Origin of the sequence: Microbacterium sp. CH12i, from assembly GCF_000685355.1 — a bacterium.
Classification (GTDB): Bacteria; Actinomycetota; Actinomycetes; order Actinomycetales; family Microbacteriaceae; genus Microbacterium.
Genome location: NZ_JHET01000007.1, coordinates 84,829 through 110,736 on the forward strand (window position 1 = coordinate 84,829; position 25,908 = coordinate 110,736).

The 25,908-nt window shown below is 63.9% G+C and carries 33 protein-coding genes; 29 read left to right on the top strand and 4 right to left on the bottom strand.

Features of this window, described 5'->3' with window-relative positions; genetic code table 11:
* Positions 1–6 precede the first annotated feature (6 nt).
* A complete protein-coding gene (locus DC31_RS08830) occupies positions 7–330 on the top strand; it encodes a hypothetical protein (protein ID WP_152545384.1) in 324 nt (107 codons plus the stop codon).
* Here the strand turns inward: DC31_RS08830 and DC31_RS08835 are convergent.
* The 3 genes from DC31_RS08835 to DC31_RS18420 all read right to left on the bottom strand — a co-directional run bounded on the left by DC31_RS08835 (position 287) and on the right by DC31_RS18420 (position 1,798).
* The gene (locus tag DC31_RS08835; RefSeq protein ID WP_036279099.1) at positions 287–787 is read right to left on the bottom strand and encodes a hypothetical protein; all 501 of its coding nucleotides are present in this window, start codon (positions 785–787) and stop codon (positions 287–289) included. The genes DC31_RS08830 and DC31_RS08835 overlap by 44 nt on opposite strands.
* 331 nt (positions 788–1,118) lie before the next feature.
* Complete coding sequence (locus DC31_RS08840; protein ID WP_152545385.1) at positions 1,119–1,568, bottom strand: hypothetical protein; 450 nt, start codon at positions 1,566–1,568, stop codon at positions 1,119–1,121.
* 83 nt (positions 1,569–1,651) lie between these two features.
* Complete coding sequence (locus DC31_RS18420; RefSeq protein WP_160173216.1) at positions 1,652–1,798, bottom strand: hypothetical protein; 147 nt, start codon at positions 1,796–1,798, stop codon at positions 1,652–1,654.
* Between the two features lie 76 nt (positions 1,799–1,874).
* Here DC31_RS18420 and DC31_RS08845 point away from each other — a divergent pair, with 76 nt between their 5' ends.
* From DC31_RS08845 to DC31_RS08975, 28 genes are all read left to right on the top strand, one after another.
* Positions 1,875–2,180: a hypothetical protein gene (locus DC31_RS08845; protein ID WP_051606664.1), complete on the top strand. Its 306-nt coding sequence runs from the start codon at positions 1,875–1,877 to the stop codon at positions 2,178–2,180.
* A gap of 16 nt (positions 2,181–2,196) precedes the next feature.
* Positions 2,197–2,538 carry a hypothetical protein gene (locus DC31_RS08850; RefSeq protein WP_036279105.1) on the top strand — a complete coding sequence of 114 codons (342 nt, stop codon included), beginning with the start codon at positions 2,197–2,199 and terminating at the stop codon, positions 2,536–2,538.
* Positions 2,539–2,617: 79 nt separating this feature from the next.
* Positions 2,618–2,743: a hypothetical protein gene (locus tag DC31_RS19920; protein WP_268748229.1), complete on the top strand. Its 126-nt coding sequence runs from the start codon at positions 2,618–2,620 to the stop codon at positions 2,741–2,743.
* A 117-nt stretch (positions 2,744–2,860) separates the two neighbouring features.
* A complete protein-coding gene (locus DC31_RS08855; RefSeq protein ID WP_036279107.1) occupies positions 2,861–3,199 on the top strand; it encodes a hypothetical protein in 339 nt (112 codons plus the stop codon).
* Positions 3,200–3,447: 248 nt separating this feature from the next.
* Positions 3,448–4,794 carry a hypothetical protein gene (locus tag DC31_RS08860; protein WP_036279110.1) on the top strand — a complete coding sequence of 449 codons (1,347 nt, stop codon included), beginning with the start codon at positions 3,448–3,450 and terminating at the stop codon, positions 4,792–4,794.
* Between the two features lie 15 nt (positions 4,795–4,809).
* Complete coding sequence (locus tag DC31_RS08865) at positions 4,810–6,243, top strand: phage portal protein family protein (protein ID WP_036279113.1); 1,434 nt, start codon at positions 4,810–4,812, stop codon at positions 6,241–6,243.
* On the top strand, positions 6,240–7,517 hold the full coding sequence (locus tag DC31_RS16975; RefSeq protein WP_152545386.1) for a head maturation protease, ClpP-related: 1,278 nt from the start codon (positions 6,240–6,242) through the stop codon (positions 7,515–7,517). The genes DC31_RS08865 and DC31_RS16975 overlap by 4 nt, the downstream gene beginning before the upstream one ends.
* A 2-nt stretch (positions 7,518–7,519) precedes the next feature.
* Positions 7,520–7,885 (top strand): DUF2190 family protein, encoded by a 366-nt coding sequence (locus DC31_RS08875; protein ID WP_036279116.1) that lies wholly within the window; start codon positions 7,520–7,522, stop codon positions 7,883–7,885.
* Positions 7,886–7,896: 11 nt separating this feature from the next.
* Positions 7,897–8,814, top strand: coding sequence for a phage major capsid protein (locus DC31_RS08880; RefSeq protein WP_036279118.1), 918 nt, complete (start codon positions 7,897–7,899; stop codon positions 8,812–8,814).
* On the top strand, positions 8,814–9,110 hold the full coding sequence (locus tag DC31_RS18695; RefSeq protein WP_036279121.1) for a hypothetical protein: 297 nt from the start codon (positions 8,814–8,816) through the stop codon (positions 9,108–9,110). The genes DC31_RS08880 and DC31_RS18695 overlap by 1 nt, the downstream gene beginning before the upstream one ends.
* 377 nt (positions 9,111–9,487) lie before the next feature.
* A complete protein-coding gene (locus tag DC31_RS08895; RefSeq protein WP_036279127.1) occupies positions 9,488–9,847 on the top strand; it encodes a hypothetical protein in 360 nt (119 codons plus the stop codon).
* A 15-nt stretch (positions 9,848–9,862) separates the two neighbouring features.
* Positions 9,863–10,153 (top strand): hypothetical protein, encoded by a 291-nt coding sequence (locus DC31_RS08900; RefSeq protein WP_036279130.1) that lies wholly within the window; start codon positions 9,863–9,865, stop codon positions 10,151–10,153.
* Complete coding sequence (locus DC31_RS08905) at positions 10,150–10,590, top strand: hypothetical protein (RefSeq protein ID WP_036279132.1); 441 nt, start codon at positions 10,150–10,152, stop codon at positions 10,588–10,590. Before DC31_RS08900 ends, DC31_RS08905 begins: the two co-directional genes overlap by 4 nt.
* Positions 10,591–10,617: 27 nt before the next feature.
* Complete coding sequence (locus DC31_RS08910) at positions 10,618–10,890, top strand: DUF7352 domain-containing protein (RefSeq protein WP_036279135.1); 273 nt, start codon at positions 10,618–10,620, stop codon at positions 10,888–10,890.
* Positions 10,891–10,974: 84 nt separating this feature from the next.
* Positions 10,975–11,625 (top strand): HNH endonuclease, encoded by a 651-nt coding sequence (locus DC31_RS16980; RefSeq protein ID WP_051606665.1) that lies wholly within the window; start codon positions 10,975–10,977, stop codon positions 11,623–11,625.
* 65 nt (positions 11,626–11,690) lie between these two features.
* Positions 11,691–12,464 (top strand): hypothetical protein, encoded by a 774-nt coding sequence (locus tag DC31_RS08920; protein WP_036279138.1) that lies wholly within the window; start codon positions 11,691–11,693, stop codon positions 12,462–12,464.
* A gap of 98 nt (positions 12,465–12,562) precedes the next feature.
* Positions 12,563–12,934 (top strand): hypothetical protein, encoded by a 372-nt coding sequence (locus tag DC31_RS08925; protein WP_036279141.1) that lies wholly within the window; start codon positions 12,563–12,565, stop codon positions 12,932–12,934.
* 372 nt (positions 12,935–13,306) lie between these two features.
* Positions 13,307–16,642: a phage tail protein gene (locus DC31_RS08930; protein ID WP_036279143.1), complete on the top strand. Its 3,336-nt coding sequence runs from the start codon at positions 13,307–13,309 to the stop codon at positions 16,640–16,642.
* A 9-nt stretch (positions 16,643–16,651) separates the two neighbouring features.
* On the top strand, positions 16,652–17,536 hold the full coding sequence (locus DC31_RS08935; RefSeq protein ID WP_036279147.1) for a hypothetical protein: 885 nt from the start codon (positions 16,652–16,654) through the stop codon (positions 17,534–17,536).
* A 36-nt stretch (positions 17,537–17,572) separates the two neighbouring features.
* A complete protein-coding gene (locus tag DC31_RS08940) occupies positions 17,573–18,712 on the top strand; it encodes a Gp37-like protein (protein WP_036279149.1) in 1,140 nt (379 codons plus the stop codon).
* On the top strand, positions 18,709–19,341 hold the full coding sequence (locus tag DC31_RS08945) for a hypothetical protein (protein WP_036279152.1): 633 nt from the start codon (positions 18,709–18,711) through the stop codon (positions 19,339–19,341). The genes DC31_RS08940 and DC31_RS08945 overlap by 4 nt, the downstream gene beginning before the upstream one ends.
* Before the next feature lie 10 nt (positions 19,342–19,351).
* On the top strand, positions 19,352–20,086 hold the full coding sequence (locus tag DC31_RS08950; RefSeq protein WP_036279155.1) for a fibronectin type III domain-containing protein: 735 nt from the start codon (positions 19,352–19,354) through the stop codon (positions 20,084–20,086).
* Positions 20,087–20,150: 64 nt separating this feature from the next.
* Positions 20,151–21,740, top strand: a complete 1,590-nt coding sequence (locus DC31_RS16985) for a peptidoglycan-binding protein (RefSeq protein ID WP_051606667.1) — start codon at positions 20,151–20,153, stop codon at positions 21,738–21,740.
* Positions 21,737–21,871: a hypothetical protein gene (locus DC31_RS19925; RefSeq protein ID WP_268748230.1), complete on the top strand. Its 135-nt coding sequence runs from the start codon at positions 21,737–21,739 to the stop codon at positions 21,869–21,871. Before DC31_RS16985 ends, DC31_RS19925 begins: the two co-directional genes overlap by 4 nt.
* Positions 21,871–22,206, top strand: coding sequence for a hypothetical protein (locus DC31_RS08960; RefSeq protein WP_152545387.1), 336 nt, complete (start codon positions 21,871–21,873; stop codon positions 22,204–22,206). Before DC31_RS19925 ends, DC31_RS08960 begins: the two co-directional genes overlap by 1 nt.
* Before the next feature lie 8 nt (positions 22,207–22,214).
* Positions 22,215–22,565, top strand: coding sequence for a hypothetical protein (locus DC31_RS08965; RefSeq protein ID WP_036279157.1), 351 nt, complete (start codon positions 22,215–22,217; stop codon positions 22,563–22,565).
* Between the two features lie 11 nt (positions 22,566–22,576).
* Entirely contained in the window at positions 22,577–23,641 is a 1,065-nt protein-coding gene (locus DC31_RS18700) for a glycosyl hydrolase family 28-related protein (protein WP_036279160.1), read from the top strand.
* On the top strand, positions 23,605–24,564 hold the full coding sequence (locus tag DC31_RS08975; RefSeq protein WP_036279164.1) for a right-handed parallel beta-helix repeat-containing protein: 960 nt from the start codon (positions 23,605–23,607) through the stop codon (positions 24,562–24,564). Before DC31_RS18700 ends, DC31_RS08975 begins: the two co-directional genes overlap by 37 nt.
* Here DC31_RS08975 and DC31_RS08980 read toward each other — a convergent pair.
* Positions 24,515–25,843, bottom strand: a complete 1,329-nt coding sequence (locus DC31_RS08980; protein WP_036279167.1) for a hypothetical protein — start codon at positions 25,841–25,843, stop codon at positions 24,515–24,517. The genes DC31_RS08975 and DC31_RS08980 overlap by 50 nt on opposite strands.
* Positions 25,844–25,908: the final 65 nt, after the last annotated feature.

A 25,908-nucleotide genomic window follows, 5' to 3' on the forward strand; every position in this document is an offset into this window, starting at 1 on the left:
AGGTTCATGGCAGCGATCGATTACGGACTCTCGTACGGCACCGAGTGGGTCTGCTCAAAGCAGTTCGATCACATCGTCGCCGATCCGGCGCACTGGACGGTCAGCGACCTTGACACGGCCGTGCGGGTGGCGAAGATGCGCGCTGGGCTTGATCCCGACCAGAAGCACCTACCAGCCACGTTCATCGATCACATGGATGAGGAATGGCGCATGCCGTTCTGGAAAGCACAACTTGAAGCGATCGTCGCGGCTGGGGCCGCTGCGGATGTCGAGATTGGGAGGCAGCCTATGGAGCCATCTCCCGGGGGAACCGATCGTCCCGGAGGCTGAGGAACAACTCGCGGCGCGCGTCCGCGTCAATCTCGTAACGCGTGGCGGGAGGAAACTCAAGGCGATCGGGGATGCCGTCCCACTCGGCTGTTACCGTCAGCCAGTCCCGTCCGGACTCCTTCACCACGGTTGTATCGAGGTGTTTGATCGACTTGCGTTCGACGAGGTGCCACTGGGTCTCGGCGGAATGGTTCGCGGAGTTGGCGGGCTTGTCGATGGTAACGAACAGCGCGAAACGCTCGGTCAAGCCGAAAAGTGTGAGGCGGGTTGACTCATACGCTCCAAACGCGTCTCGTCTGAGCTCAAGATACGTGAACTTTTCGCCGTCGAGCCAAAGCTCGATCCGATCGCTGAGCTGCTCAACCCAGTACGGGTACTGCTGCGGGTAGCGGCTGCCCTTCAGATCCGACCAGTTGTAGTCGATAGCCGATGCCAATTGTTCGGACAGGTTGTACATGGTCGCTCCTCGATGCTCGTGTGTCCACACACTATCGATAGGGGGCCATATAGAAGGCGCCAGAGGACACGCCGAGCAGATCGGCCGGAAACGTGGCCGCCACTCCTGTTATGCTGTGCATGCACTAGTAGTGACGGAAAGCCTCGCCCTGATCGGCGGGGCTTTCGTCGTTGCTGGGCACTGCCCCCGCCACCACACGCTCACATCCCTCTGCAAGCGACGTGCTGCCATGACCTCGCGTGACCTGGTGAGAGGGTCGGCGCTGAGAGAGCAGCCGAAGACGGTCGCATGATGCGCACACTCGAGCGGTGATGGGCGGCGGGGCACAGATTTAACTGGTGCTGGGCGAAGGTGCGCTCTTGCTCCTAGGCGTGAAACGGATGACGTCGGAACCTTTCAGGGTCGATCCGTCGCCGTCCCATGTGACACGCCCTTCCGCGCGCAACTCGAATAGAAGGTTCGCGAGCTCGCCAGGCTCCACATCTTCTCGCCGCGCAAGCGCCTTAGCAATCTCATCAAGGGTTAGCGATTCACTGTTGCGCTGCTGCCGAAACGAGAGCAAGCGGATAACACGTGACCGCAACGGAACTCTGCTGGCGAGCTCGTTGACTGACTCGCGAACCACCGGGTCCATTCGAGATTGCAGGCCAGCCACTTGCTCCCGCGTGATGCCGAGCTCTGTGCTTATCTTCGCCATCTGCTCTAGAAGTTCGGCGGACGCCTCACTTTCTTCCGAAGGGGAGGCAGCAGCGTCCTCCTTTCGCCAGATGTGACTGCTCATGTCGTCCATCGTCTTCTTGACGATGGAAAAACGTGTCCGAATACATCCTGTTGAACAGCAACTCGAGACGGTCGACGGCTCCTTCAATGCTGTTCGAAGCGGATCTCGCGCTCTCGGCTTGCTTCGACGCCAGTACGAAAAAAAACGATGGCCAGTGCAATAGCCACGATCGCGAGTACCAGCGAGGCTATAGACGAGACCAGGCTCATCAAGTTCAGTTGTTCGGTCATCGCGGGTCTCCTGACAGCGTCATTGTCGTACAGCAGCCTCTGATCCTATCGGCCGTGACTCGTCGGAGGTGCTTGCGTGGGTAGTCGTAGCATCCGTGACGGGAAGGGCCACCGTGCCTACCGTCGCCTGCAGGCCGCGCTCAAGCGCCGCACGAAGGCGCAGAGCCTCCCGTGCGGGTATGGATCACCGTCGGGCTGGGGATGCGGCGAGCAGATCGACACCGACCTGCCACACACTCACCGCCTATCGTTCACTGCTGACCATGACCAGGCGCTCGCGAACGGCGGCCGGCTCGTCGGCCAGATCCTCATCCCGATGCACAAGTCGTGCAACTCCCGGAAGAGCGACAACGCCGTCGCCGAGATCTGGGCAGCCACCTGACCGAGAGGACACCATCATGGCTATAAGCAACAAGGTAGACGTCGTCATCGCCGAGGGTGAGCCCGCACGCGGATGGGAACGCCTTGCCGGAGTGCTCAACGAGGTCGCCGCGACCCTCTATGTCGCACCTGACCCGGATCGCCGCTTCATCGTCCTTGCGCCATCGAAGCGTGCGGGCACTGAGCACGCTGCAGCCGTGGGCATCGATCCGGTCGCTATCGTCACGCCTCGCAGCATGCATGGTGCACGCGGACTCGTCGTCGACGAGATCATCGAGGCGCCCGGGCTGAGCACCGAGGAGCGCGCCGAGCTGATGGCCGAGACATCCCCGGCACTCGTGACGAGCAGCGCCGACTGATGGCCATGCTCGCCGGAACGATGAGCTTCGTGTGTTCCTCGCTGTGGGGGATGACGGAGAGCCTTGCGAGGTGGGTGCCGTGAGCGTCCCCCTGCGCGCATCTGAGGACTCGCCTGGCGTGATCACGATCCATACCGCTGAGGCCATGCAAGCCGTCGAGAACGCCCTCCGCGGCCTCTCCGATGGCCCTGACGCCCGCGCCTGATCCCAGATCGTCAGAAAATCCAGACATGCCCCATCACTGCCAGTCTCCCGCGCGGTCCTGGCAGTTCTCTCCGTGTGTTAATTCACGAATGTGGGGGAATTGAAGGGGGTGGGGGGAATGGGACGACCCAAAGCGCCTTGCGGCACCGAATCGGCGTACCGGCGGCATCTCCGCAACGGCGAGCCCGTTGATGATGCGTGTCGTGACGCGCATGCGGAGGGGCGTCGGAACTCGCGGCGGTCACCTGCTGCCTCGGCGGCGCCCGTCGCGCCTGCACTGAGCGATGCTGTCGACGATGACGTGGTTCAGGACGATATGAAGCTGATCGTCGACACTCTTCGTACCGCGTTCACTTCGATTGCGAAGAAGGACCCGACGCGGCTTGCGCCGATTGCGCGTGAGTTCCGTTCTGCCGTCGAGCTGTCAGCGGGCCGCGTGATGCGCCGAAGGAGCTGACCCTTGCCGAGCAACTCGCCGAAGCCCGCGCTGCTCGGGCTGCAAGAGCCCCGAGTAAGGGCGCTGCCTCTTAGTCGTCTCGACACTCTGATTGATGACGTTCTCGACATCTGTGACCTCGCCAACATTCGTTGCGATCCGTGGCAGGAAGGTGCGCTTGAGGCGACGCTTCGATTGACGCTGACGGGCAATGGGCGGCGACTGAGTTCGGGATCCTGGTCTCTCGTCAGCAGGGCAAGGGCAACATCTTGCTCCCGTATGAGCTTGCTCATCTGTTCTTGTGGCCGCGTGAGGATGGCGCGCCGAAGCTGATTGGTCACACCGCGCACGAGGGTGCCACGGCCCGCGAGGCTTTCCGCCGCGCGCGCCGCGCGATTCTCGCTTCTCCGATCCTCCGCGCTGAGCTTGTCGGCGGTGGTCGGCAGACGGCGCAGGGCGTTACTGGAATTTCGACTGGAAACGGCAACTGGGCGATCGAGCTGAAGAACGGCAACCGCCTGATCTTCTTCACCCGGACCGGATCTGCTGGCGTTGGAATCTCGTTCGACGTGCTGATCGTTGATGAGGCGCAGCACTCGCCTCTTACGATCCTTGAGGCGTTGCTGCCGACGACGGATGCCAGCCCGAACAAACAGGTGTTGTTCACGGGCACGGTCCCGAAGGAAGATCAGGACGGCGAGTACTTCGAGGGTCTGCGTGATCGTGGCCGCATGGGCGGTCTCGAACGTACCGGCTGGATCGAGCACACGCCGGTCGGGTCTGATGATCCGAAGACCGCGGCGAAACTTGACCTCGGCAGCCCGCAGGTGTGGCGTGAGGGTAACCCGGGGCTCGGCATCCGGCTTGCGTGGAAGACAGTCCAGGATGACTGGGATCGCATGGGGCAGACGAACCCAGATGCGTTCTCCCGGCAGCGGCTGTCGATCTGGCCGAGCCGCAAGGTTGAAGAAGCTGCGAAGCTCTCTGAGCTCGACATCGAAGTGTGGAAGCGTCACGCCGACGAGAACGCAGCCGTCGGCGGGGATGGCGTGGTGCTGTCCCTGGCGCTCGGCCGCGGCGGAGGATACGGCACCATCGGCGCCGCGGTGCGAGTGGACTCAGAGTCGATCGCCGTCGAGCACATCCACACTGAGTCAAGCACGCGCTGGATCGCACCGATGCTCAAGAAGCTGAAAACCGAGTACGGAAACGCCCTGGTAGTCCTCGATCCGAAGAACGCTGCGGCAGTTATCTCGGCATTGGAGCACGCGAAGGTGAAGTACCTCGCGATGAACCTCGACGAGATCGCTGCGGCACACACGCTGTTCATCGAGCACGTGAACGCCGGGCTCGTCCCTCACCGTCCGCAGAAAGAAGTCACGAAGTCGCTTGAGCTAGCGACGACGCGGAACATCGGCCGGGCCGGTATGACGTGGGAACAGTCCGACCCGAGCAAGCCCGTGTCGATGGTGCAGGCCGTGACCTGGGCGCTATGGGGCGTACTCAAGTCCGAAGCGTCCCCGAAGAAGCGCACGCCGCCGCCGCCGAAGGCTGCAGTACTCACTCGCGACGACGTCGCTCATAACGAAGTAGATCTCGCTATCGCGCGGTTCTGATGAAGGGGGTTCGCCTTGGCTGAGATCGGATATCAGACGGACGGCTCACTTCCCGGATGGGGCAGCTGGATCGGCGAGACCAACGAAGAGAATCCTGACCTTCAGTGGCCGAAGTCGATCAACGTGTTCGACCGGATGCGCCGCGAAGATCCGCAGGTAAAGTCCGTACTCCGCGCTGTCACGCTGCCGATCATGCGCACCGAGTGGGCGATCGACGGCACCGGATGCCGCCCCGAGGTCGTCGAGCACATAGCGGCAGACCTCGGTCTGCCGATCAAGGGCCAGCCCGCCGCCGCACCGCAGCGCACGAAGGGCCGGTTCTCGTTCAAGGAGTTCCTGCGCCTCGCGCTGCTCGAGCTCGTCTACGGTCACTCGTTCTTCGAGCAGGTCTACGACCAGTCCAACGGGGCGACGCATCTCGCGAAGCTCGCATGGCGGCCGCCGCGCACGATCTCGGATATCGAGGTCGCGAAGGATGGCGGCTTGGTCGCTATCAAGCAGGGTGGTCTCGCTGGGCGCGGTAGCGTGCGCATTCCTGTTGCTCGCCTCGTCGCTTTCGTGAACGAGCGCGAAGGCGCGAACTGGCTTGGCGAGTCGCTACTCCGTTCGGCCTACAAGATGTGGCTGCTCAAGGATCGCGTTCTGCGCATCCAGGCACTCGCAGCGGAACGCAACGGCCTTGGCCTTCCGGTGTTCACGGTCGGCACGCCGCCCGAGGGCGAGGACTTCGACAAGGTCGTCGCCTGGCTGGATGACGAGATCAAGCGCGGTCTGAAGATCGCGAAGGATGCCCGTGCTGGCGAGGCCGCCGGTGCTTCTGTGGGTCCTGGATCCAAGCTCGAGTTCGTCGGTGTGACAGGGAAGATTCCCGACCTCGACAAGCCGATCCGGTACTACGACGAGCAGATCGCTCGCGCAGTACTTGCCCACTTCTTGAACCTCGGAACCGAGACAGGATCGTGGGCCCTCGGGTCGACGTTCGCGAACTTCTTCACGGACTCGCTGAACGCTGTCGCGCAGCACATCGCCGACATCACACAGCAGCACGTCATCGAAGACCTCGTCGATCTGAACTGGGGACCGAACGAACCTGCACCGCGCCTGGTGCCGGCGGGGATCGGCGAGCAGCAGCAGATCACCGCTGAGGCGATCAAGTCGCTCATCGATTCCGGCGCGGTCAAGCCGGACGACGGACTACGGGCATACGTGCGTGACAAGTTCGGTCTGCCAGTCGAGGACCTCGCACCCGACGCGGGGGACGACGAGACCGCACGCGAACTCGCCAAGTTCATTGCTGAGGTCGTTCAGAAGATCTACCTCGGCACGGACAAGCCCGTGCTGAGACAGGACGAAGCGCGCGACATCATCCGCCGCGCCGGTGCCGACATTTCCGGTGATGGACCCGACGTGAGCCGGATGCCATCGACGCCAGCTGAGGAGGCCGCATGACGAACGAGCACGCCGGTGTGAACCGGTACTGGGGCAAGAACAGCCCGCCGAAGTCGAAGGCGGAGTTCTTCGACGCGATCACCATGCCCGCACCTGCCGGTGAGGGAAGCATCGCCACGATCCGGATGTACGGTCCGATCGACTCCTACGGCGGATGGTGGGGCATCAGCGCGAGCGACGTCAGCGACGTTCTCGACGGCCTGCCCGACACGGTGACGCAGATCATCCTGCGGATCAACTCACCTGGCGGCGAGGTATTCGAAGCGATGTCGATCCTCAACATGCTGCGCGCCCACAAGGCGAGCGTGATCGGAGTCATCGACGGCCTGGCCGCATCCGCAGCATCCGTGATCGCAGCGGGATGCGATGAGACTGTCATGTCGCCGGGCACGCAGATGATGATCCACTCGCCGTCGTCGATCGTCTGGGGTAATGCCGCTGACATGCGGAAGGTTGCTGACGTTCTCGATGGCATCGAGGAGTCGATCATCTCGATCTATCGCGACAAGGCAGGGGAGTCCGCATGGGGCGAATTGCTCTCGGCGGAGACCTGGTACACGGCGCAGCAGGCCGTTGAAGTCGGGCTTGCCGACCGCGTCGCAGTCGTGAAGGACGCGGGGGAGACCTCGACGGCCGGAGCGGACGACGATTCGATCGAGCCGCTTGAGGGCGACGATATCGACGACATGTACCAGGCCGCGCGCGCACGTCTCGGCTTTCACACCACTGGCGCTGTGGCGCCCATAAAGCTCCCGAGCTCGTCCGAGCCGGGTGACCCCAACCGAAAGGAGAACGTCGTGGCTTACGACGATCTGACGGCTGGCCTTCGCGAGCGGCTCGGCGTGACCGATGCCGCTGCAACCGACGAGACGCTGCTCGCAGCTGTCGACGAGGTACTCGCGGAGCAGTCCGAAACCCCCGCGGCTGCCGCCGCATCGATCCCGTCTGGCACGCAGCTGATCGAGGACAACGTCCTCACCCAGCTGCGCGCGGATGCCGTTGCTGGCCGCGAGGCACGTAACGAGCAGATCTCCGCACGCCGCGACGGCATCATCAGCGATGCATTGTCCGCGGGGCGTATCAGCGCGGCATCTGCTCCGCAGTTCCGCGCGATGCTCGACGCCGACGAGACGGCCGCCTCCGCGGTCATCAGCTCGCTGGCCGCCAACACGGTTCCGGTCGAGGAGGTCGGTCACTCCGACACCCTCACCAGCGCCGACGACTCGCTCTACGCCCAGGCGGGCTGGGGCAACGACGAGAAGGAAGGTGCCTGATCATGGCTGATTACCTGCCCAAGTTCAAGCCCGGACAGGCTGTGACCTTCACCGCATCGGCCAACGTGGTCGGTGGGCGTCTGGTCGAGGTCACCGGCAACCGCACGGTCGGCCCCGCGGGCGCTGACGCTGCCGATGTCGTCGGCGTCGCCGCGTTCGACGCTCTGGCCGGCGATCCGGTCACGGTGTACATGCGGCCCGGGGGCGTGCATCCGCTCACCGCCTCGGCTGCGATCGTCGCTGGCGTGAAGGTCTCTGCGGCTGCGGCCGGGAAGATCCAGACGATCGGATCGACCACCAACCCCGTCGGCCTCGCTCTTGAGGCCGCAGCCGCCGACAACGACGTCATCGACGTCCTGTTCATCTAAGGAGGGACGACATGCCGTCGTACACCTACCCGGTTGCCCGTCCCACGGGCACCCTGTCCACGGAGCAGATTCACCTGCTCCTCAGCAACCCCGCGCTCATCGCGCGGCGAGTGGCCGAGCTGACCGACCAGCGGTTCATCTCGGACTACCTGCTCGCGAACCGCTACACCGCTGAGGGTGGCGGAATCTTCTACGAGACGGGTGAGCAGATCTTCCCCGCCGATGCGTCGGAGTCTGTCGGCCCGAACGGCGAGTACCCCAAGACGGTACTCACCACGGGCGAGCTGGCCGCCGCGAAGACCGACAAGCGCGGTCTCGAGACGGACATCACCGACGAGAAGATCAAGCAGGCAGGTCAGGTCACGGTGAACCGTGCGCTGACCAAGCTCGTCAACGGCGTCGTCCGCGACGTCGACGCGATCGCCATGGCAGTCATCGCCTCGAAGGTGACCGACACGTTCGCCTCGAGCGCGTGGACCACTGTCGCGAACGTCGTCACGGCACTTGCCGCGGCGAAGGCGAACCGCGAAGATCTCGCACTGGGCCTCGACCTCGACACCGTCGCACTCTCGGGTGCGCAGTGGGCGAAGGTCATGGGGCTGTTCGCTTCGGCTGGCGTCCTGCCGCGAGAGGGCAACGGCAACCCGCTGGTGAACGGGAGCTTCCCGCAGAACCTGCTTGGGTACACCTGGGTCACCTCGCCGCACATCGTCGGATCGGATCCGATGCTGGTCGATCGCGTGCAGCTCGGCGGAATGGCCGACGAGGATCTCGGATCGCCGGACTACGTCCGCGCGGGTGAGTTCAACGTCGAGACCTACTCGAACCGCAACAAAACGGACAGCTACACCGTTCGTGCTCGTCGCGTGACGGTCCCTGTTGTCCTGGAGCCGCACGCCGGCCTGAAGATCACCGGAACGGGTCTCTGATGGCTGCCGCGCCGTCGGCTGAGCAGAAGGCGGCGGCCGACAAGGCTGCTGCTGAGAAGCAGGCCGCAGAAGAGAAGGCGAAGCAGGAGGCATCCGAGGCCGCCTCCACCGAGCCTGAGAAGGAAGCGGAAGATGCTGAGCCACGCTTCATCGTGACCGGCCCGGTCGCGGTCATCCGCACCCCGGACGGCTCGGAGCGGTACTTGTACCGCGGCGCGCACGTCCTCCCGGATGCCTTCGACGCGGACAGCATCAAGCACGTGGTGAGCCTCGGCCTAGTCGCCGAGATCAAATAAGAGATAGGGGGCGATGATCATGGCGGTCACGCACGACAAGATCGGCACCGATGAGGACCTCGCACGCGAGGTGCTCATCATTGGCCACGACATCGCCCCCTGCATCTCCTCGTTCGTCGATGACAGCGAGGACCAGAAGAACGCGATCGCGATCCTGCGTCGCGTCTACAAAGATCTTGCCGGTCGCGGTTCCCGGCTCGTGAAGGGCCAGCGGATCGGGTCGCGTCCGTCGACTACGCAGACGTCGAGTCAGCGTTTGACGGTCAGCCTGGGCGCGCTCTGCGGGCGCTGTGCAAAGCACCTGCATCCCCAGGTCTCTCTGTCGGGTCTTTCCCGATTGAGCGCCCCATCGCTCGCCTGTGGCCGGAGCGTTACTAATGGACTTTCCGTTCGGTCGTACCGTGTTCCGGTTGCGCGCGGGAACGATTACAGACCCGTACTCCGGGGATGAGACACCGGCGGACTGGTCGACCCCGGCGACGCTGGAGATTCCCGGCGCGTTCGTCGCGCAGACATCGACTTCGCTGCTCGGCAATGCGACCCGCGAGCAGGCAGTTGAGTCGAAGTCCCTGTTCTGTGAGGGCAGCTTCGACATCCAGAAGGGCGACCGCATCCGCGATGGCGCGGACGGCGCGCCGATCTACTCAATCGACGGCATCCCTCCGGCGGCGGATACGAACCCGTTCACTGGGTGGACGCCGCCTCGAGAGATCCCGCTGACCCGCGCGGTCGGCTGAGCGAAGGAGACCCCGATGGCTCGTAGTGGCAACACCGAAGTCGAGTTCAATGAGCGGTTCTTCGAGACTGTGCTTAGGCAGTCGAAGGTTGAAGCGCTCGTCGACGGCATCGGGAACAAGGCGCTCTCGAATGCACGCGCGAGCGCACCTGTTGACGATGGCGACTACCGCGACGGACTCCACCTGGAGCATTACGAATCCCGTTACCGGCGCACGACACGCATCGTCGGAGACGATGACAAGACGCTGCTGCTGGAAAGCAAGGGTGGCTACCTCGCTCGGGCATTGAAAGCGGCGAAGCAGTGAGAGTCACTCCGCCCGATCTTGAGCTGTGGCTGACGGGCTACGTGCGCGCCATCGCGGCTGCTGAGGGCGTGAACGTGTCGGTGTCAAACAAGGAGCCGCCGACGCTGTCATTGCCGCTCACGCGTCCGCTCATAGTGATTCGTGACGACTCCGGTCCACGCCTCTCGCATGTGACCTTCGACCGGTCTATCGGTGCGTCTGTTCTCGCCGGATCGCGGATGAACGACAAACCCGCGAACGACATCGCCCGATGGCTCGCAGCGGTCCTCTTCGACCTCGACCTTCCTCTCGGCCCGGACGTACCGGCGCCGATCTCCATGCCGCCGATCGCAGCCGTCGACCCGTCCGGGTGCAATGGCCCGTACGCGGTGCTTGAACAGCTCGACGTCGCACGCCGTTACCTGACGGCGCAGTACGTCGCGGCCGGCTCCTGGTGAGCTACCAACCCGACACACGGAGGAAGCATGCGGACGATTTGGAAGTTCCCTCTTGGGTATAGAGGAGACCCGCGGTTCGAAGTCGAGGTCCCTCGCGGCGCTGTGCCACTCCGAGTCGACTTCGACCCCGCCGGCGAGCTCGTGATGTGGGCGGAGGTAGATCCGAAAGCGGAGCGCTCGCTCGCTGCGGTCACTGTCGTCGGCACAGGGAACCCGATCCCGGAGGGCGTTGGGACGTATGTCTCGACATTCATGTCGGAGCCGTTCGTGTTCCACGCCTATGTCGTAACTCCGTCATAGAGTGAGAACGGCCCCGGGGAGTGCGTCAACACTCAACCCGGAGCCTGACCCAACAGATCGAGCTAAGGCGATCGGAGGGCTGCGATGCAGTCTACCCAGGCACGCGGATGCACCATCGATGGATGCGGCCGAAAGCACAAGGCGCGAGGTCTCTGCCTGCGTCATTACCAGCTGCAATGGTCGAGCGAGAACCGCGACAAGACCAACGCCGCGGCGCGTGCGTCGAAGGCCAAGAAGCCGGATTACTACCGCGAGCAGAACGCCCAATGGTGGCGTGACAATCCCGGTTACCATCGCGTGCGGTACGCGAAGAATCGCGATGTCCTCCTCGGGCGCAATGCCGCATACCGCGCCGCGCACCCCGAGCGCAGGCGAGACGCGGTGCGACGGTGGGCAGCGCGACACCCTGAGTCGATTCGCGCGAAGGATGAGCGATACCGCCAGGCGAACCGTGAGCGCTTTCGACAGAAGGAAGCCAAGCGGCGCGCACTGAAGGTGAGCAACGGTGCCTTCCAAGTAACTGAGCGCGACGTTCTTCGACTCGTTGCCCGCTTCGATCACCGCTGCGCGTACTGCGCAACCCCGTTCACTTCCAGGTTTCACCTGGACCACATCGTGCCGCTTGCTCGGGGCGGTCACCACGCAATCGGGAATCTCGCGCCAGCGTGCCCCGATTGCAACCTCAGCAAGGGCAAACGCCTCTTGACCGAGTGGCGGAAACGTCGGCAGGCGTAACCGCTCCATCCCATCCCACTAGGGCCTTGCATCGCGCGGGGCCCTTCGTATTTGAAGGAGTAATTATGGCTGCCGACTCAAGCGGCAATGACCTGAGCGCCGTTGGCGTCCCGATCACTGGCGTCGCCGCGTTCGCGCCGGTCGACGTCGCGAACGTCATCACCAAGGCCGAACTCGGTGCATCCCCGCTCACCCTCCCGGTGGCGGCGAAACGCCTCGGCCTGTACAAGGTCGACGGTGGCCCCGCCCCCGCTCGCGAGACTGGTGATGCGATCGAGTTCTTCCAGAAGGGCTACACGCTCGCTGGTGACGGAACTCGCTCCGTGGTCATCAACCTCGCCGAGCAGAACCCGAATGTGCAGGCGCTCACGGAGGGTGCTGAGCCGGATGCGAACGGCGTGATCGAGGTCTCCTCGTCGCTGCCCGACAACCGGTTCATCCTGTATGTGGTCACTCGATACCGAAACGGAATCGAGAAGCGCCAGATCGGTGTGGCATCGGTCACTGCCGTCGAGCCTGACCAGCAGACCCGAGGCGAGGTCGAAGGTCAGGCCGTGACGTTCACCTGGCAGGAAGACCCGCTGTTCAACAACGCGCCGTTCTGGCAGTGGGGCCCCGCGATCCCCGGTAACCCGGTCGTTGCCACGGGCGCTACGGCTGGAACACCCGGTTCGTTCACCCCCGTGGGCGCTACTGTGCCGGCGACTCTCGCTGCGCTGCAGGGACTGGGTGCGCTCGGCCAGACCGCTGCATGGACGACCGGTCAGCACGTCGTTCTCGGTAATGCCTCGCAGGCCTACTGGGATGGCGACAGCTGGGAGACCGGCACCGCCGCGTAGCAAGACCGGCTGGTCGGGGTGTCGTCGGGTCATCCCGACCAGCCATCAACACACATCACACCCGACATCCACCCGATAACCCCGACAAGGAGAACATCATGGCTACACCCAAGACCAAGTCCGAAGACCCCGGCTACGACTTCGACAACTGGACCGAAGACGACGAGACGAAGGCGATCCTCGCAGCCGTCCCCGACGTGCGTTTCATCATCGTGGAGCGTCGATTCGTTGGCCGTCTCACCGACGGCACGATCATCGAGGTTCCTCTCGCACTCAGCCTTGACGAGGTCGACGAACTCCAGGCGGACTACAGCACGCCGGTCGATCAGTTCAAGGCGATCCTGAAGAAGCTCGGCGGCGAAGAATCCGCGAAAGACTTCTCCAGCCGCGACATGGTCGAAGCAGCGATCCTCGCAGAGAAGTACTTCCGGACCCTTCAGCGCGTTCAGCAGGCGGCCTTCCCGGAATGATTGCCGTCGCCCAGATCATCCGAGAGCACCGAGGACCGGTCGCACGCGCTTTGCGCGGGTTCGGTGTAGGCATCTCTGATCTGGCGACGGCCTCACCTGGGGGGAAGCGAAACTCCTCATCGAGGAAGCTTCCGCTGATACCTCCACACACCTCGGCGCTGAGCTCGCCGGGTGGGCGTACCCGGCATCCACGCTCGAGCTACTGTCGCTGATCGCGCAGATCGGTGATCACAAGGCGTCGACGAAGCTCATGCCGTGGGTTCTTCCGGATCCACGGAAGAACGAACCGCGCGCGGATGCCGCAGAAATCGCAGAAGCTCAAGCAGCCCTCGACGACGGGTTGATCTTCTCGTCCTGAGTGGAGGGGTGTGCATGTCCTCTGAAGTCGGCTCCGGCCACGTTTCGATCTTCCCCGTGATGACGGGATTCAAATCTCGTGTCGCGAAGGGGACGAAGGAGGCCGGAGCCGCCGGGGCGAAGAGCTTTGACGGTGGATTCAAGGGTGCCGGGGCGACGGCTGGGCGCACGATCGGGAAGAACCTGAAGTCGGCGCTGTCGTCGTCTGCTGCAGATCTCGGTGCGGCTGAGTTGCGGAAGCTGAACACTGACGTTGCCTCGGCGTCGCGTGCACTGTCGTCCGTGCGACTGAAGCAGCAGGACGAGGCCGGCAAGGTTCGTGTCGCTGAGGTGAAGCTGCAGGAGGCGATCGCGAAGTCTGGGGCGGAGTCTTCTCAGGCGGTCGCCGCTGATGAGCGTCTCGCCGCGGCCCGCCGTCGTCATGCTGCCGCATCGGACGCCGTGACCGCGGCATCGCTACGTCTGAAGTCGGCGCAGGACGCTGTGCGTGTCGCGACGGAATCTGTGACGGGTGCTGTCTCACGGGGGACAGGTGGGCTGCAGGCGTTCACCAGCAATCTGCGCGATGGTTGGAAAGATTCGAAGGCGGCGCAGTCTGCCTTCACTGGCATCGCGGGATCAATCGGCGGCATCCTCCGAGCAACGTCCGACATCACTGGTCTCACTGGTCTGGCGCGTCTCGTGTCGGCACAGGTGTCGAAGCAGTTCACGTCCATGGCGACGATGGTCGGCGGCGGCATCGCCAAGGCGTGGTCCGCGTCGAAGTCGTGGCTCGGATCGGTCGGTTCCACGGTGCGTGGGGCGTTCGCTCCGATGGCGCAGTACATGGCCGCGGTGGGCACGACACTTGCATCCCCGTTCGTGAAACTCGGCTCGAAAGTATCGACATGGTTGAGCCCGGTCACGACACAGGTCTCTGCGTTGTTCTCGAAAATCGCAACGGTCGCTGGTCCCGCGGCCGGGCGACTAGTGTCAGCGTTCGGCTCTGGGCTGTCGCGCATTGGGTCTACCGCGGCGTCTGCGTTCCAGTCGGTTGTCTCCGCAGCTGGCCGTGCGGCGACCGCAGCAGGGGAAGCGCTCGGCCGCGGCATCCAGTCCGCCGCCACCGGTGCCGTCACTATCGCGGCCGCAGGGATCGGTATCGCGCTCACCTCGGGCTTCGGTCGCCTGGCTGCGATTGATACGGCACGTGCGAAGCTCACTGGTCTCGGGAACGATGCCACCGCTGTCGACAAGGTCATGTCCGACGCGATGGCCTCCGTCAAGGGGACCAGTTTCGGACTTGGCGAAGCAGCCACGGTCGCGGCATCCGCGGTCGCAGCAAACATCAAGCCCGGCGAGCAGCTGCAGTCCCATCTGAAGAACATCGCGAACAACGCTGCCGCGGCTGGCCTGTCCATGGAGGACATGGGGTCGATCTTCAACAAGGCGGCCACGCAGGCAAACGGTGTCCAGAACGACATCATTTCCCAGCTTGCCGACAAAGGCATCCCGATCTACCAGGCCCTCGCGGACCAACTCGGCGTCACCGCTGGCGAAGTCTTCAACATGGCCTCCGAAGGCAAGATCGACTTCGAAACGTTCTCCAAGGCCGCAGAGGCTGCCGCGGGAACTGTTGCGCAGGAGATGGGTAAGACCGTCCCCGGCGCGGCAAAGAACTTCATGGCCGCCATGGGCCGGATTGGCGCGAACGCGCTCGAGGGGATCTACGGCAAGATCGGTCCGTTGATCGCGGCGGCAACGTCAGCGCTCGGCCCGATCGAAGAACGCGCGAAGGTTTTCGGCGGCGTACTGCTCAGCGTTCTCGGCCCGGCACTGGACTGGATCACCAACCTGCTGAACAAGTTCGGCGAGGGTGGCGGTCTGGCGAGTATCGGTCTTGGTGGGCTTAGCAGCGTCATCGCGCCACTTGCGGGCGCGTTCGCTGCTCTCGGTGCTGGCGGGCTCGCGGGTGTGCTGACTCGGCTCCCGCTTCTTGGGCCGATGCTTGGTGGACTCGCAGGACCGTTGGCGTTGCTCGGCGGGCCGCTCGGTATCGCCGCGGCCGCGTTCGGTGCGTTCGCGCTCTCCGGCGGTGACGTCGGGTCCCTCGTTTCTGGGCTGACGAGCATCATCGACCAGGTTGTCGCAGCACTTCCTGGTCTGATTGATGCGGTCGTCGCCGCTGTGCCTGGCATTGTGAACGGGATACTCGGCGCAATCCCCCAGCTGCTTACCGCGGCGACGGGCATCGTCACCGCGCTGATCTCCGGCATCGTCACAGCGATCCCGCTGTTGGCCGCGGGTGCAGTCTCGCTGGTACAGGGCCTGATCACCGCGATCGTCGCCAACCTCCCGATGATCATTCAGGGTGCGATCCAGCTGGTGACCGCCCTGATTCAAGGGATCGTCACCGCGCTGCCGTTGCTGATCACTGCTGCTGTGCAGCTCGTGACAGGACTGCTGACAGCGATCGTAGAAGCGCTGCCGATGATCATCGAGGGCGGCATCCAGCTGCTCATGGCGCTCATCACCGGCATCATCGGGGCGTTGCCGATGCTGCTGCAGGCGGCGCTCGATCTTGTGATGGGCTTGCTCACGGCGATCATCGACAACTTGCCGTTGATCATCGAGGCCGGCATCCAGCTATTGATGTCGCTCATCACTGGGCTGATCGATGCGCTCCCGCAGCTGATCACCGCGGCGATCGAACTCGTGCTGCAACTCGTAGTCGGACTGTTGCAAATGCTCCCGAAGCTGATCGAGGCGGGTATCACGCTCGTGGTCGCTTTGATCACGGGGCTGATTGACGCGATCCCGAAGATCATCGCGATGCTGCCTCAGATCATCGAGGCGATCTGGAACGGTCTCGCTGAGGTCGACTGGCTCGGCTTGGGTGCGCAGATAATCCAGGGCATCATCGATGGTTTCTTCAGCATGATCGGGTCCGTCGGTGACGCCATCGGAGAGGTGCTTGGCGGCATCCTTGACTTCTTCCCGCACTCGCCAGCAAAGAAGGGGCCGCTGTCCGTAACAGGGTGGCGTCAGCTGAAGGCATCGGGCGCGGCGACGATGGAGCAGTTCAACGCTGGTGCGATGGACGAATCCGGGAGCTTCGGCGACGCGCTAGTAGGCATGGCATCCTCAGCATCGCGGAGGGCGCAGACGGCGATGAAGTCGGTGTCCGCGACTGTGAGCGCGGCCGCGACGCACTCAAGCGCCACATCCATGGAAGCAGGTGCTTCTGGGGAAAAGGCAGCAGGGTTCTCGTTCACCCATACCGGCGACATCATCACGGTCGATCCGGATGCGGCTATGCGTCGTCAGCAGCAACTATGGAGCCGCGCTCTTTCGGCGTTGCCCTCGATGTAGGAGGTCTTGATGCCGATCGTTTTCGCGTCTGCGGTATCCAATCCCGGTGCGGCATGGATGGACCGTGGTCTGTCGATGAGGTGGACCGGTGCGGATGGGTCGGTGTGGGATCTCGCTGATCCGCTCGGTGCTGTCCCTGGCATGGGTAGGGGAGTGACGGGGCTACACATGCCCCAGATGACATTGTTTGAGTCATCGTCTCCGCTCGTGCCAGGGGTGCAGCTCGTGGACTACGCGATCCAGAAACGGCCGGTCTATTGGCCGCTGATATTCAAGGGGAAGTCGATCCCTGCTTGGCATGCCGCGTACAGTGCGTTCTTCGACTCGATCCACCCGGTGAAGCCGGGGACGTGGACGGTCGGGAAAGGGAAGTCGGCGCGCACGTTGGAGCTGACCGGCACCTTTGAAGCTGACTATGCGTTCGATCGTGATCCATTCACGACGGGCCTCGCCATCATCGGCCTCGAGCTGGTTGCGTCCCGTCCCCTATGGCGTGGTGTCCCGATCTCGCAGGAGTTCGGCACGGCCGAGGGCGTGCCGTTCATCGACGCGATGGAGTTGGCGCCCACGTTCAACGTGAGCCCGGCGGCGACGTTTTCGAAGGCGGAGGTTTCCAATCCGGGCAATGAGCCGGCTTACCCGATGTGGACGGTGATGGGCCCGTTGGATTTGGTGCAGATCGGTATCGGTGACGCGCTCATTGATGTGCCGTTCGAGGTCGCTGCCGGTTCTGTGCTGGTGATTGATACTGATCCGTCTGGCCGGTTCGCGACTCTCGATGGTGTGGACTGCACCCGCGAGCTGGGTTTTCAGATGTTCGCGCCGGTCCCGCTGGTGGGTCTACACCCTTGGCGTTGGCTGCGTCTGGTGCGGGGACTATCCGTGTGGATTTGACGCCGCTGCACTGGCGGGCGTTCTGAGGGGGAGTCGATGTTGAAACGGTTCCTTCGCACGGTGGTCTCTGATGCGGCCGGTGAGTATCTGACGGACTTCACGTCCAGGGGTACGGTGGTGCAGCGGGCGTATGCGGCGCACACGGCGGCGATGGTGATCCCGGAGTCTCATCCGGTGGTCGCGACGATGCTGGGCGCGGACGGTGCGCGCGGTGCGGTGTGGATGGTGTCTGTTGATGAGGATGCCGGGACGCTGACTTCTGAGCTGGTCTGCTCTGGCCGGGTGCTGTCGCTGTCCGGTGAAGATGCCCCGTATGGCACGGTCGGCGTGAACGTCGTTGATGACAAGTCGCTGTTGGACAGCATCCTTGGCTGGCAGGTCCCAGGCGCGCCGCTGGCAGGTCAGAGCGCCGCGGAGTACGCGACTTATACCGGGCCGACAGAAACGCGTGTGAAGGCTGCTGTGGCCGCGAACGTCGCCCGGCTGGGGTTGGCGTGGGATGTCGTCCCCACACGGGGGAAAGGCACCACGGGAACGTTGGAACTGCGGATGCATGATCTGACTCGCAAGGTGATGCCGCTGCTCGAAGCAGACCGGCTGATCCTCTCCGTGATCCGTGAGGACACGGGACGGTGGACGGTCGACGTTGTTGAGGGTGCGACGTTCCCGCGGCCGCTGACACCGATGTCTGGTGTACTGCAGTCGTGGTCGTGGGTGATCGAGCAGCCCACGGCGACGAGGGTGGTGATCGGTGGCCGCGGTGAAGGCACCGAACGTGAGTTCCAACAGGTCACAGATACGGCGCGTGAGACTGCGCTCGGCCTCCCGCTGGAGGTGTTCATCGATGCGCGTAACACCGAGGAAGGTTCTGATATCACCCCTTCTGGGTGGGATGAGCTCGCTGACCGTTCTGGGAAAGCGGGGTTCACGGCAGACCTGTTGGAGTCGTCGTGGTTCAGCTTCCCGGACGGGTACAGGCTCGGCGACCGCGTGAATATCGAGGTCGGCGCGCTGTCGGTCGATGACGTGATTACGCAGGTCGTGATCAGTGACGATCCGGAGAACGGTTTCCGGGTGAAGCCGACGGTGGGGTTGGCGACCGCTGACCCGCAGGAGCAGCTGCTTGCCCTGGTGAAGAAGATCTCAACGCAGGTTCGCGGATTGGAGCGACGATGACTATCAGTTCGACGGGCTTTGCAGGGACTGTTGATTACGCCGAGTGGGCGGCGTTGGCGGCTCACTCGGGCACACAGTATGGCGTTGTTGGTAAGGATGCGTACGCTGCGGCGGTGGGGTCTGGTGACCGGAAGGTTGCGGTGCAGCCGGGTCTTGCGGCGGGTCAGGGCATCCTTGATGTTTCGGATGCTGTGGAGACGCTGACGGGTGCGCCTGTGGCGGCTGGTGATCGGTGGGATCTGCTGGTGTTGCGCCGCGACTGGTCGTTGAACACGTCCACGCTGGTGCTCGTCACTGGCGGGCCAACAGCGTCGATCCCGGTCCGTGAGATGACACCGGGTGTGAAAGATGATCAGCCGTTGTGGCTGGTGCGTTTCACGGCTGGGCAGTCCGCGGCGCAGGAGTTCATTGACTTGCGGGTGTGGAACGGTGACGGTGGCCTCGCGGCACGTCACCTGTTGGTTCGCAGCTATCTGGATCGGCTGGGCTCGCGGATCTGGATCAACGGGATCACCTGGGTTCTGGGTTTCAACGCGACCGGCGATCCGACGTGGGTGCCGGATTCCGTGTATGTCGGTACGACGGCGCCACCGTTTGCCGAGAACCTCGTCTGGGTCAAGAAACCATAGGAGGTTCCTGATGGCGCTTATCGCTTCCCGGAGTATCGGCAATGCCGGGACGATGGAGATCCACGATGACGGTGTGAATGTGACGATGCGCATTCGGTCTTCGGACGGCTCGACATACAGTGGTGCCATCCCAATTCAGGTGCTCGTCAACAACTCCTGGAGCGGATGGTTCAACGTCGGCTACCCCTCGGGATCACCGTGGGTGAACGTGTGGGCGGGCGGGCTTTATTTCTCGCAGTCTGTGGCGTTCCGTGTCGGCGCTACAGGCACGTGGGGCTTTGGAAACGGTGGCGAGCTGTGGGCCGCGGTCGGTAGGGCGACGGTCCCGGATGCGCCAACAATGACAGGATTTGGCCCAAACCCAGATCAGATCACGGCAACGTCGATGCGTGTCCGGTTCAACGGTCATGGCGACGGCGGCTCACCGATCACATCATGGGCGCTGCAGCGTGCGACAGATGCTGCATTCACGCAAAACGTTGTGACCATCGGCTCATCTGGCACATCGGTCGTCACTGGCCTGGCCCCGGGTACGCAGTACTGGTGGCGGGCTCGCGGCGGGAACGCCGTTGGCGTGGGTGCTTGGTCCCCGGACCCGGTGTCGGCCCGCACCCTGTCTGCCGCGTATGTCGGCAAGGGCAGCACTTTCCCACCGGCTGCGGCCGTGAATGTCGGCAAGGGGTCGACGTTCCCGCAGGCGGAGATCTTCGTCGGCAAGGGTGGCAGCTTCGTCACTCCCGCGTGAACCTCCCGCCCACACCATCTTGACCCCCGCATCGTCGGGGGTTTTCTTATTCGAAGGAGCCGCCATGACCAAGCTGCCTATCCCGTTCGGTAACCCGATGACGTATCCGGGTCATTCGGGTGTCGATTTTCCCCAGCCCGCTGGCACGCCGTTCCTGGCGTCCGGTCCGGGCGTGGTGACCTGGCTCGGCTCGAACTCTCGAGGCGGCTACTTCATCTGGGTGAAGTACGACGCGATCGGCCCTAAGGTCGGCTACCACCACATGCCGTCGCACGGCGCGTGCCCTCGTGAAGGGCAGCGCTTCTCGTACGGTGACCAGTTGGGGGTCGTCGGCAGCACGGGCAATAGCACCGGGCCGCACCTGCACTCCGAGGTTGAGGGCTACGCGACGACGGACGGGTACTGGCAGTTCTTCGACAGTAGCCGCGTCGTCGGCGCTAACTATCCGGCGTCCGCGCTGTACGGCGAAGCGTGGGTGAAGTCCGCACAGGGCAAGCTGATCCGCCTCGGATACGACCTCGGACAGTGGGGCGCTGACGGCAAGGACGGCGATGCGACGCAGGCCGCGACGAAGGATCTGCAGAAGCGTGGCGGTCTCGATCAGGACGGCGTCTATGGCCCGGCAACGAACACCTACGCTGACCAGTTGCTTGCGCAGGGGTTCCCCCCGTTCCCGCTCCCCGCCGAATGGTACTTCGGCCCGCAGGATGGGCCTGAGGAGTCCGTCAGCGGCTTCCACGGGTACAGCGCGCAACTGCGGGTGTGGCAGCAGAAGATGGCTGACCGTGGTTGGCACATCGACCCGGACGGGCTGTACGGCAGTGAGACGGATTCGATCGCCCGCCAGTTCCAGGCCGAGAAGGGTCTGACCGTTGATGGTTTGATCGGCCCCTCTACTTGGGATGCCGCATGGACGGCGGAGGTCACCCCAGTCGGCGAGTCGCCCGCCGGAGAGCAGGAGGCGCCGGCTGGCCCGAAGGATGCAGACAACCCGCGCGGGCTGCCAACGTACGCGCCGTTCTACCCTGGCGCATTCATCGGCCTGAAAGCACCGCTCGGTGACGGGCCGCGCGGGACTGGTTACGACGACCAGCGAAAGGTTGAGGTCGTCATCGACCAGTTTCACATTCACCGCACCGGCACGAACGGTGACGATGGGGAATGGTTCTCGTATCGCAACAGCCGATCCTCGTGCCCGCATCTGCATGTCATGGCCGACGCGAGGGTGCGCGAGTTCATCACGCCCGAGTTCAAGCCCGCGCTCACTGGCCCGGACTGGAACTGGCGCGGGTACGGTGTCGAGATTCAGGGCGCTGGTAACGGGGCTGAAGCGCAGTTCGAGGTTGTCGCCGATGCGATGGCGTGGCTTGCATCCTTCGAGGGCAAGACGCTTGACGGTATTCCCGTGAAGTACAACCTTCGCCAGCGGGCGAACACCACACTCACACACCGGGAGATGATTCCTGGCACCGAGTGCCCTGGCGACTGGTGGCAGGACCGCGTCGATGCGCTGATTGTCCGAGCACGGGTAATCCTTGCGGAGAAATACGCGCGCGGTGAGCCTGAGCCGACACCGGACTCGATCCCGGTGGATCGGTCGCTGTTGCAGTCGTGGTTCGACAAGCTCAAGTATCTGCTCGGAGGTGGTGCATGACTCGCCCTCGGAACATCCAGCACGGACGGAAACGGCGCATGCCAGCATCCGTCGTCGTGCCATGCGTGATCCTCGCTGTGTTCACGGGCCTTCTCGCCTGGGAAATCATGTTCTTCTTCGGGGGTGCCTGATGCCCCCCGAACTCATCACAGTGCTCAGCACAGCCGGCGCGGTCGTCGTGGCGCTCGCCGGTCTCGTCGGTGCGGTGATCGGACACCGGGTCGCTGACCGCAAGTCGAAGCGCGACACGAAGGTCGCCGTCGTCGTCGCCGAGACCTCCGGTCAGGACAAGCTCATCGACCAGCTGCAGGAAGAACTCAAACGGTACCGGGACGCGACAGACAAACGCCTCGACCACCTCGAGGACGAGAACCGCGGCTACCGCGCATTCATCGGCATCCAGCGCGACCACATGGCAGCGCACGGCATTCCACTACCTGACTGGCCTGAGGGCCTTCCCCGCTGAGGAGCATCATGAACAAGATCTGGTTTCCGAATCAGCGGGCGATCCGCACCGCCGTGCAGGTTGTCCTCGCTCTCGCATCCGGATTGGGGGTGTTCCTGCTCGTCGCTCCGCAGGTGTTGGAGGCGGTCCGCGAGTTCCTCCCTGAGTCCTGGTATCTGTGGCTGATCGGGTTCATCGCGTTCGTCGGCACGATCGCGGCGGCGTTATCGCGCATCATGGCGATCCCGCAGGTTGATGCGTTCCTCCGTAGGTGGGGCGCCGGTTCCGCGCCCGCGGATGCCGCTGTTGTTGTGGACCCCGTCACTGGGGAGATGTCCGGGCTGACGCGTCGGCAGTTCCGCGATCTGAATTCGAAGTAAGGAAAATAGACATGGCTGAGTTTCAGGACTACTTCGGCACACCGATCGCCTACAACCCGGCGACGGAAGACCTCGTCTCGGATGCCGAGTTCACCGTTCACGCCGTCGACGACCTCGCACTCGCGACCCCACTGCGTATCACCGACCCGACCTCAGGCGTGGAGATCTCCACGCTGAAGGCGTCGAACATCGGGGTGCTCCCGGACTTCCGGGCAGACGGTGACCCGGTGCAGGTCATCATCAAGTCTGGATCGTTCACGACGAAGCTCACATCGGTGTACGGTGCAGTCGTCGCGGCGGGGCTTGATCCGGCGACTGTGCAGTCTGCGATTCAGGCCGGCGCGGATGCCGTCGCGGCTCGCGGTCGCGCTGTCACCGCTGAGGAGAACGCTGCACAGTCCGAGCAGGACGCGGCCGAGCACGCCGACGAGGTGCGGGCCGTGGTCGCGACGAACGACGGCATCATGGCGCCGATCCTCGCTGACCCGGAGTCCACTTCGGGGGCTGTACTAAGAGACACGATAGGTGCGGAAATGACCATCGCGTTGCCGTGGTTCAACGTGCGCGACTTCGGGGCGGCAGGAGACGGCGTCGAGGACGACACCGCCGCCATCCAAGCGACCATAGATGCCGCTGCGACTGCCAATGGTGGCGTGGTTCAGATCCCACCCGGCACGTACAAATGCTCTGCCACTCTCCTCATCTCCACCTCCCGCATTCATGTGGCCGGGGCGGGCTGGGACATCACCACTCTCGTCTGGCCTGCCGCGCTCGCGGCTGGCAGTGCGGGCATCCGCATCCGCTCAGCAGCGACGCGCATCGGCGCTATCTCACTGTCCGAGTTCAAGGTGTCGGGCGACCCCCGCATCATAAATCCCGGCGCAGGCGACGTGATGAACATCCCGATCGGTGTCGAGATCGACCTTTCAAGCCTGGTCGAACTCAACCGCGTCTACGTAGATCACGCCGATATTGGCATCGCCACGTCGGGCGTGACCCCAGCGACGCACCCCGGCCCGGACCAGTTGATGCTTCGCGCGTGCAAGATCTCGGCAACCTCAAGCCACGGTTGGTGATCGCGCACGGGCACTCGTTCCACATGATCGGGGGGCTTGCTGAGTTCGCGGGCGGCTACGGCGTTTCGCTATCGAACGTCAACTCGATCTTCCTCTCCGATGTTGACATCGAGTCGAACCAGCTGGCAGGGGTTCGCGTCGCCAACAACCGCAATGTTGTCATCCGCAACTGCACGTTCGAGACAAATGGGCGATCCCTCGCGGACTCGAATAACGAGAAGGCGCATCTCCTCATCGGCACGTTCAACACGTCCCATGTCGTCACTGATACGTGTTTCTTTCACGCGGGAGGCATTCGCAACATCGTGCGCATCGACCGGGGCGTATACATCGACCGCGACTCGCAGATCTTCAACAGCGAGTCTTCGGCCGCATGGGTCGGCACCGGCTCGCGCGGGGCGGTCATGGTGTTCACCGACGCAGCCTACGCAGACGTGAGAGGGAACTTTGACGTAGCCCGGTGGCCGACTGGCCCCGCAGGAAATATCCCCATTTTCCCTTCGGGCCGTTCGAAGAACACGCACGGCAAGCAGGCTTCGACTTGGCTCGCGGCAACGCCCACGTACGGCACGTGGGAGAGGGGCGACCTTGTTCACAAACCTGACCCTGCACCCTCTGTTTCGCCGGGGTGGCGATGCACCGCGCCGGGTACGAGCGGCACGCTGAACGAAGGAGCCACGACAGGCTCGATCACGTCGGGCACGAAGGTGCTGACGGTTAACTCGACCACCGGCCTCTTCATCGGCGCATACATCAAGATCGGAGCAATCACTCAGACATGGAGAGTGCTGTCGATCAGCGGAACGACGATCGGTGTCGAGCAAGCCCTCAACCCCGCCGCTGGGGCCGGGAGCACGCAGACCGATGCGGCGATCACGTTCGCAGCGCCAGTCTGGACTCCCGAGGCTGCGTTGGGCGCATGATCGAATCCGCCACCCTCGCGGTGGGGCGTGTGAGCGTGTCGGCCATCAGCGCGGCGGGGATGAACCACGTCGGGAACGTGAGGTAGGACGAGTCGATTACCGCGCCGGTGAGGAGGACGACCAGGGCGATGCGCCACTCTGGTCGCCTCTTCATCAGCGCAACGACCGCGGCGACGAGTAGACCGGTGCCGACGAACCCGAGCTGCATAACGACACCGACCCAGCCGTCCGGCACCACGGCGCGGCTACCTGTCCCGAAGAGAAAGTCGGCCGGTGTCATCGTCGCGAGGTATTGCGCCCAGATAGCCGACCGGCCAGAGCCACCGGAGGCGAGCACGGAGTCGATCGTGTATCGGGCGGCGAGGTCAGGTTCGAGGATGAGCACCCCGGCAACGACGACCGCGCCGACCGCGACGACAAGCATCCGCCATCCGAGCTTGCCGCGTTGCAGGAGCAGGATGAACAGGGGAATCGCGGCGGCGATGATGGCGGTGCGGGAGCCGGATAGTCCGATCGCGAGGATCGCGCCGACCGATGTCGCGAAGTCGAGTCGCGACCCGTGGCCTCGGAACAGTCGGGTGAGGGAGAAGATCAAGAAGAACGCCGCGGCCAGGCCGTAGATGTTGCCGTTGTGGTACGTCGACGGAATCTTGGAGAAATCCTCGCCGCCTGTGACGTAGATGATGTTGTGCTTCTCGGTGATGTCGTCACCCAGCGCGTGAGTGAGTCCGGGAACCGCCGTCGCATCCAGCCCGCCCGCCAACTGGACGAGAGCGTATGCGACGGACAGCAGGAATCCCCACTGGAACGCGCGGATGAACCGCGGGTCCACGCTGGTCATGCTGGTCGAGAGCGTGAGAATGATGACGGGCAGCGCGGCCCACGCCACGAATGCGAACACGGCCGCGGGTCCGTCCTGCATGTAGAGCAGGGAGCGGGCGATAGCGACCGTCAGGAACGCGCCGACGATGAGCAGTGTCACCGGACCGTGCGGTGACCGGGGTGACCTCGCACGCATGATGAGCACGGCGACAATTAGACCGAACAGGAACACCGGCACCGGAAAGTCAGCGACCCGCACCCCAGCCTTGGGGAACGCGGCGGTCAAGAACGCGAGCGTGGATGCCGCGGCGACCGGATGTCGCCATGCCCATAGCGCGAACAGTAGTAGCGCGACGGCGGCGACGCCGAGGGTTGGCTGTTGCAGTGTGGCGATCGTGACTACCGCGACCAGGATGCCGATGGCGACCCAGCCCGCTATGGATCGCACGGCAGTCATGCAGGCCAGCCTAATGCCTCGCCCCGATGACCCCCTAAATCCCTCATTTAGTTGCACACGACTAG

Excerpts from the sequence above, each read along its gene's own strand:
- DC31_RS08830 (WP_152545384.1), top strand. The coding sequence starts at position 7 with ATGGCAGCGATCGATTACGGACTCTCGTACGGCACCGAGTGGGTCTGC.
- DC31_RS08835 (WP_036279099.1), bottom strand. The coding sequence starts at position 787 with ATGTACAACCTGTCCGAACAATTGGCATCGGCTATCGACTACAACTGG.
- DC31_RS08840 (WP_152545385.1), bottom strand. The coding sequence starts at position 1,568 with ATGAGCAGTCACATCTGGCGAAAGGAGGACGCTGCTGCCTCCCCTTCG.
- DC31_RS18420 (WP_160173216.1), bottom strand. The coding sequence starts at position 1,798 with ATGACCGAACAACTGAACTTGATGAGCCTGGTCTCGTCTATAGCCTCG.
- DC31_RS08850 (WP_036279105.1), top strand. The coding sequence starts at position 2,197 with ATGGCTATAAGCAACAAGGTAGACGTCGTCATCGCCGAGGGTGAGCCC.
- DC31_RS08855 (WP_036279107.1), top strand. The coding sequence starts at position 2,861 with ATGGGACGACCCAAAGCGCCTTGCGGCACCGAATCGGCGTACCGGCGG.
- DC31_RS16975 (WP_152545386.1), top strand. The coding sequence starts at position 6,240 with ATGACGAACGAGCACGCCGGTGTGAACCGGTACTGGGGCAAGAACAGC.
- DC31_RS08875 (WP_036279116.1), top strand. The coding sequence starts at position 7,520 with ATGGCTGATTACCTGCCCAAGTTCAAGCCCGGACAGGCTGTGACCTTC.
- DC31_RS08880 (WP_036279118.1), top strand. The coding sequence starts at position 7,897 with ATGCCGTCGTACACCTACCCGGTTGCCCGTCCCACGGGCACCCTGTCC.
- DC31_RS18695 (WP_036279121.1), top strand. The coding sequence starts at position 8,814 with ATGGCTGCCGCGCCGTCGGCTGAGCAGAAGGCGGCGGCCGACAAGGCT.
- DC31_RS08895 (WP_036279127.1), top strand. The coding sequence starts at position 9,488 with ATGGACTTTCCGTTCGGTCGTACCGTGTTCCGGTTGCGCGCGGGAACG.
- DC31_RS08900 (WP_036279130.1), top strand. The coding sequence starts at position 9,863 with ATGGCTCGTAGTGGCAACACCGAAGTCGAGTTCAATGAGCGGTTCTTC.
- DC31_RS08910 (WP_036279135.1), top strand. The coding sequence starts at position 10,618 with ATGCGGACGATTTGGAAGTTCCCTCTTGGGTATAGAGGAGACCCGCGG.
- DC31_RS16980 (WP_051606665.1), top strand. The coding sequence starts at position 10,975 with ATGCAGTCTACCCAGGCACGCGGATGCACCATCGATGGATGCGGCCGA.
- DC31_RS08920 (WP_036279138.1), top strand. The coding sequence starts at position 11,691 with ATGGCTGCCGACTCAAGCGGCAATGACCTGAGCGCCGTTGGCGTCCCG.
- DC31_RS08925 (WP_036279141.1), top strand. The coding sequence starts at position 12,563 with ATGGCTACACCCAAGACCAAGTCCGAAGACCCCGGCTACGACTTCGAC.
- DC31_RS08930 (WP_036279143.1), top strand. The coding sequence starts at position 13,307 with ATGTCCTCTGAAGTCGGCTCCGGCCACGTTTCGATCTTCCCCGTGATG.
- DC31_RS08935 (WP_036279147.1), top strand. The coding sequence starts at position 16,652 with ATGCCGATCGTTTTCGCGTCTGCGGTATCCAATCCCGGTGCGGCATGG.
- DC31_RS08940 (WP_036279149.1), top strand. The coding sequence starts at position 17,573 with ATGTTGAAACGGTTCCTTCGCACGGTGGTCTCTGATGCGGCCGGTGAG.
- DC31_RS08945 (WP_036279152.1), top strand. The coding sequence starts at position 18,709 with ATGACTATCAGTTCGACGGGCTTTGCAGGGACTGTTGATTACGCCGAG.
- DC31_RS08950 (WP_036279155.1), top strand. The coding sequence starts at position 19,352 with ATGGCGCTTATCGCTTCCCGGAGTATCGGCAATGCCGGGACGATGGAG.
- DC31_RS16985 (WP_051606667.1), top strand. The coding sequence starts at position 20,151 with ATGACCAAGCTGCCTATCCCGTTCGGTAACCCGATGACGTATCCGGGT.
- DC31_RS19925 (WP_268748230.1), top strand. The coding sequence starts at position 21,737 with ATGACTCGCCCTCGGAACATCCAGCACGGACGGAAACGGCGCATGCCA.
- DC31_RS08960 (WP_152545387.1), top strand. The coding sequence starts at position 21,871 with ATGCCCCCCGAACTCATCACAGTGCTCAGCACAGCCGGCGCGGTCGTC.
- DC31_RS08965 (WP_036279157.1), top strand. The coding sequence starts at position 22,215 with ATGAACAAGATCTGGTTTCCGAATCAGCGGGCGATCCGCACCGCCGTG.
- DC31_RS18700 (WP_036279160.1), top strand. The coding sequence starts at position 22,577 with ATGGCTGAGTTTCAGGACTACTTCGGCACACCGATCGCCTACAACCCG.
- DC31_RS08980 (WP_036279167.1), bottom strand. The coding sequence starts at position 25,843 with ATGACTGCCGTGCGATCCATAGCGGGCTGGGTCGCCATCGGCATCCTG.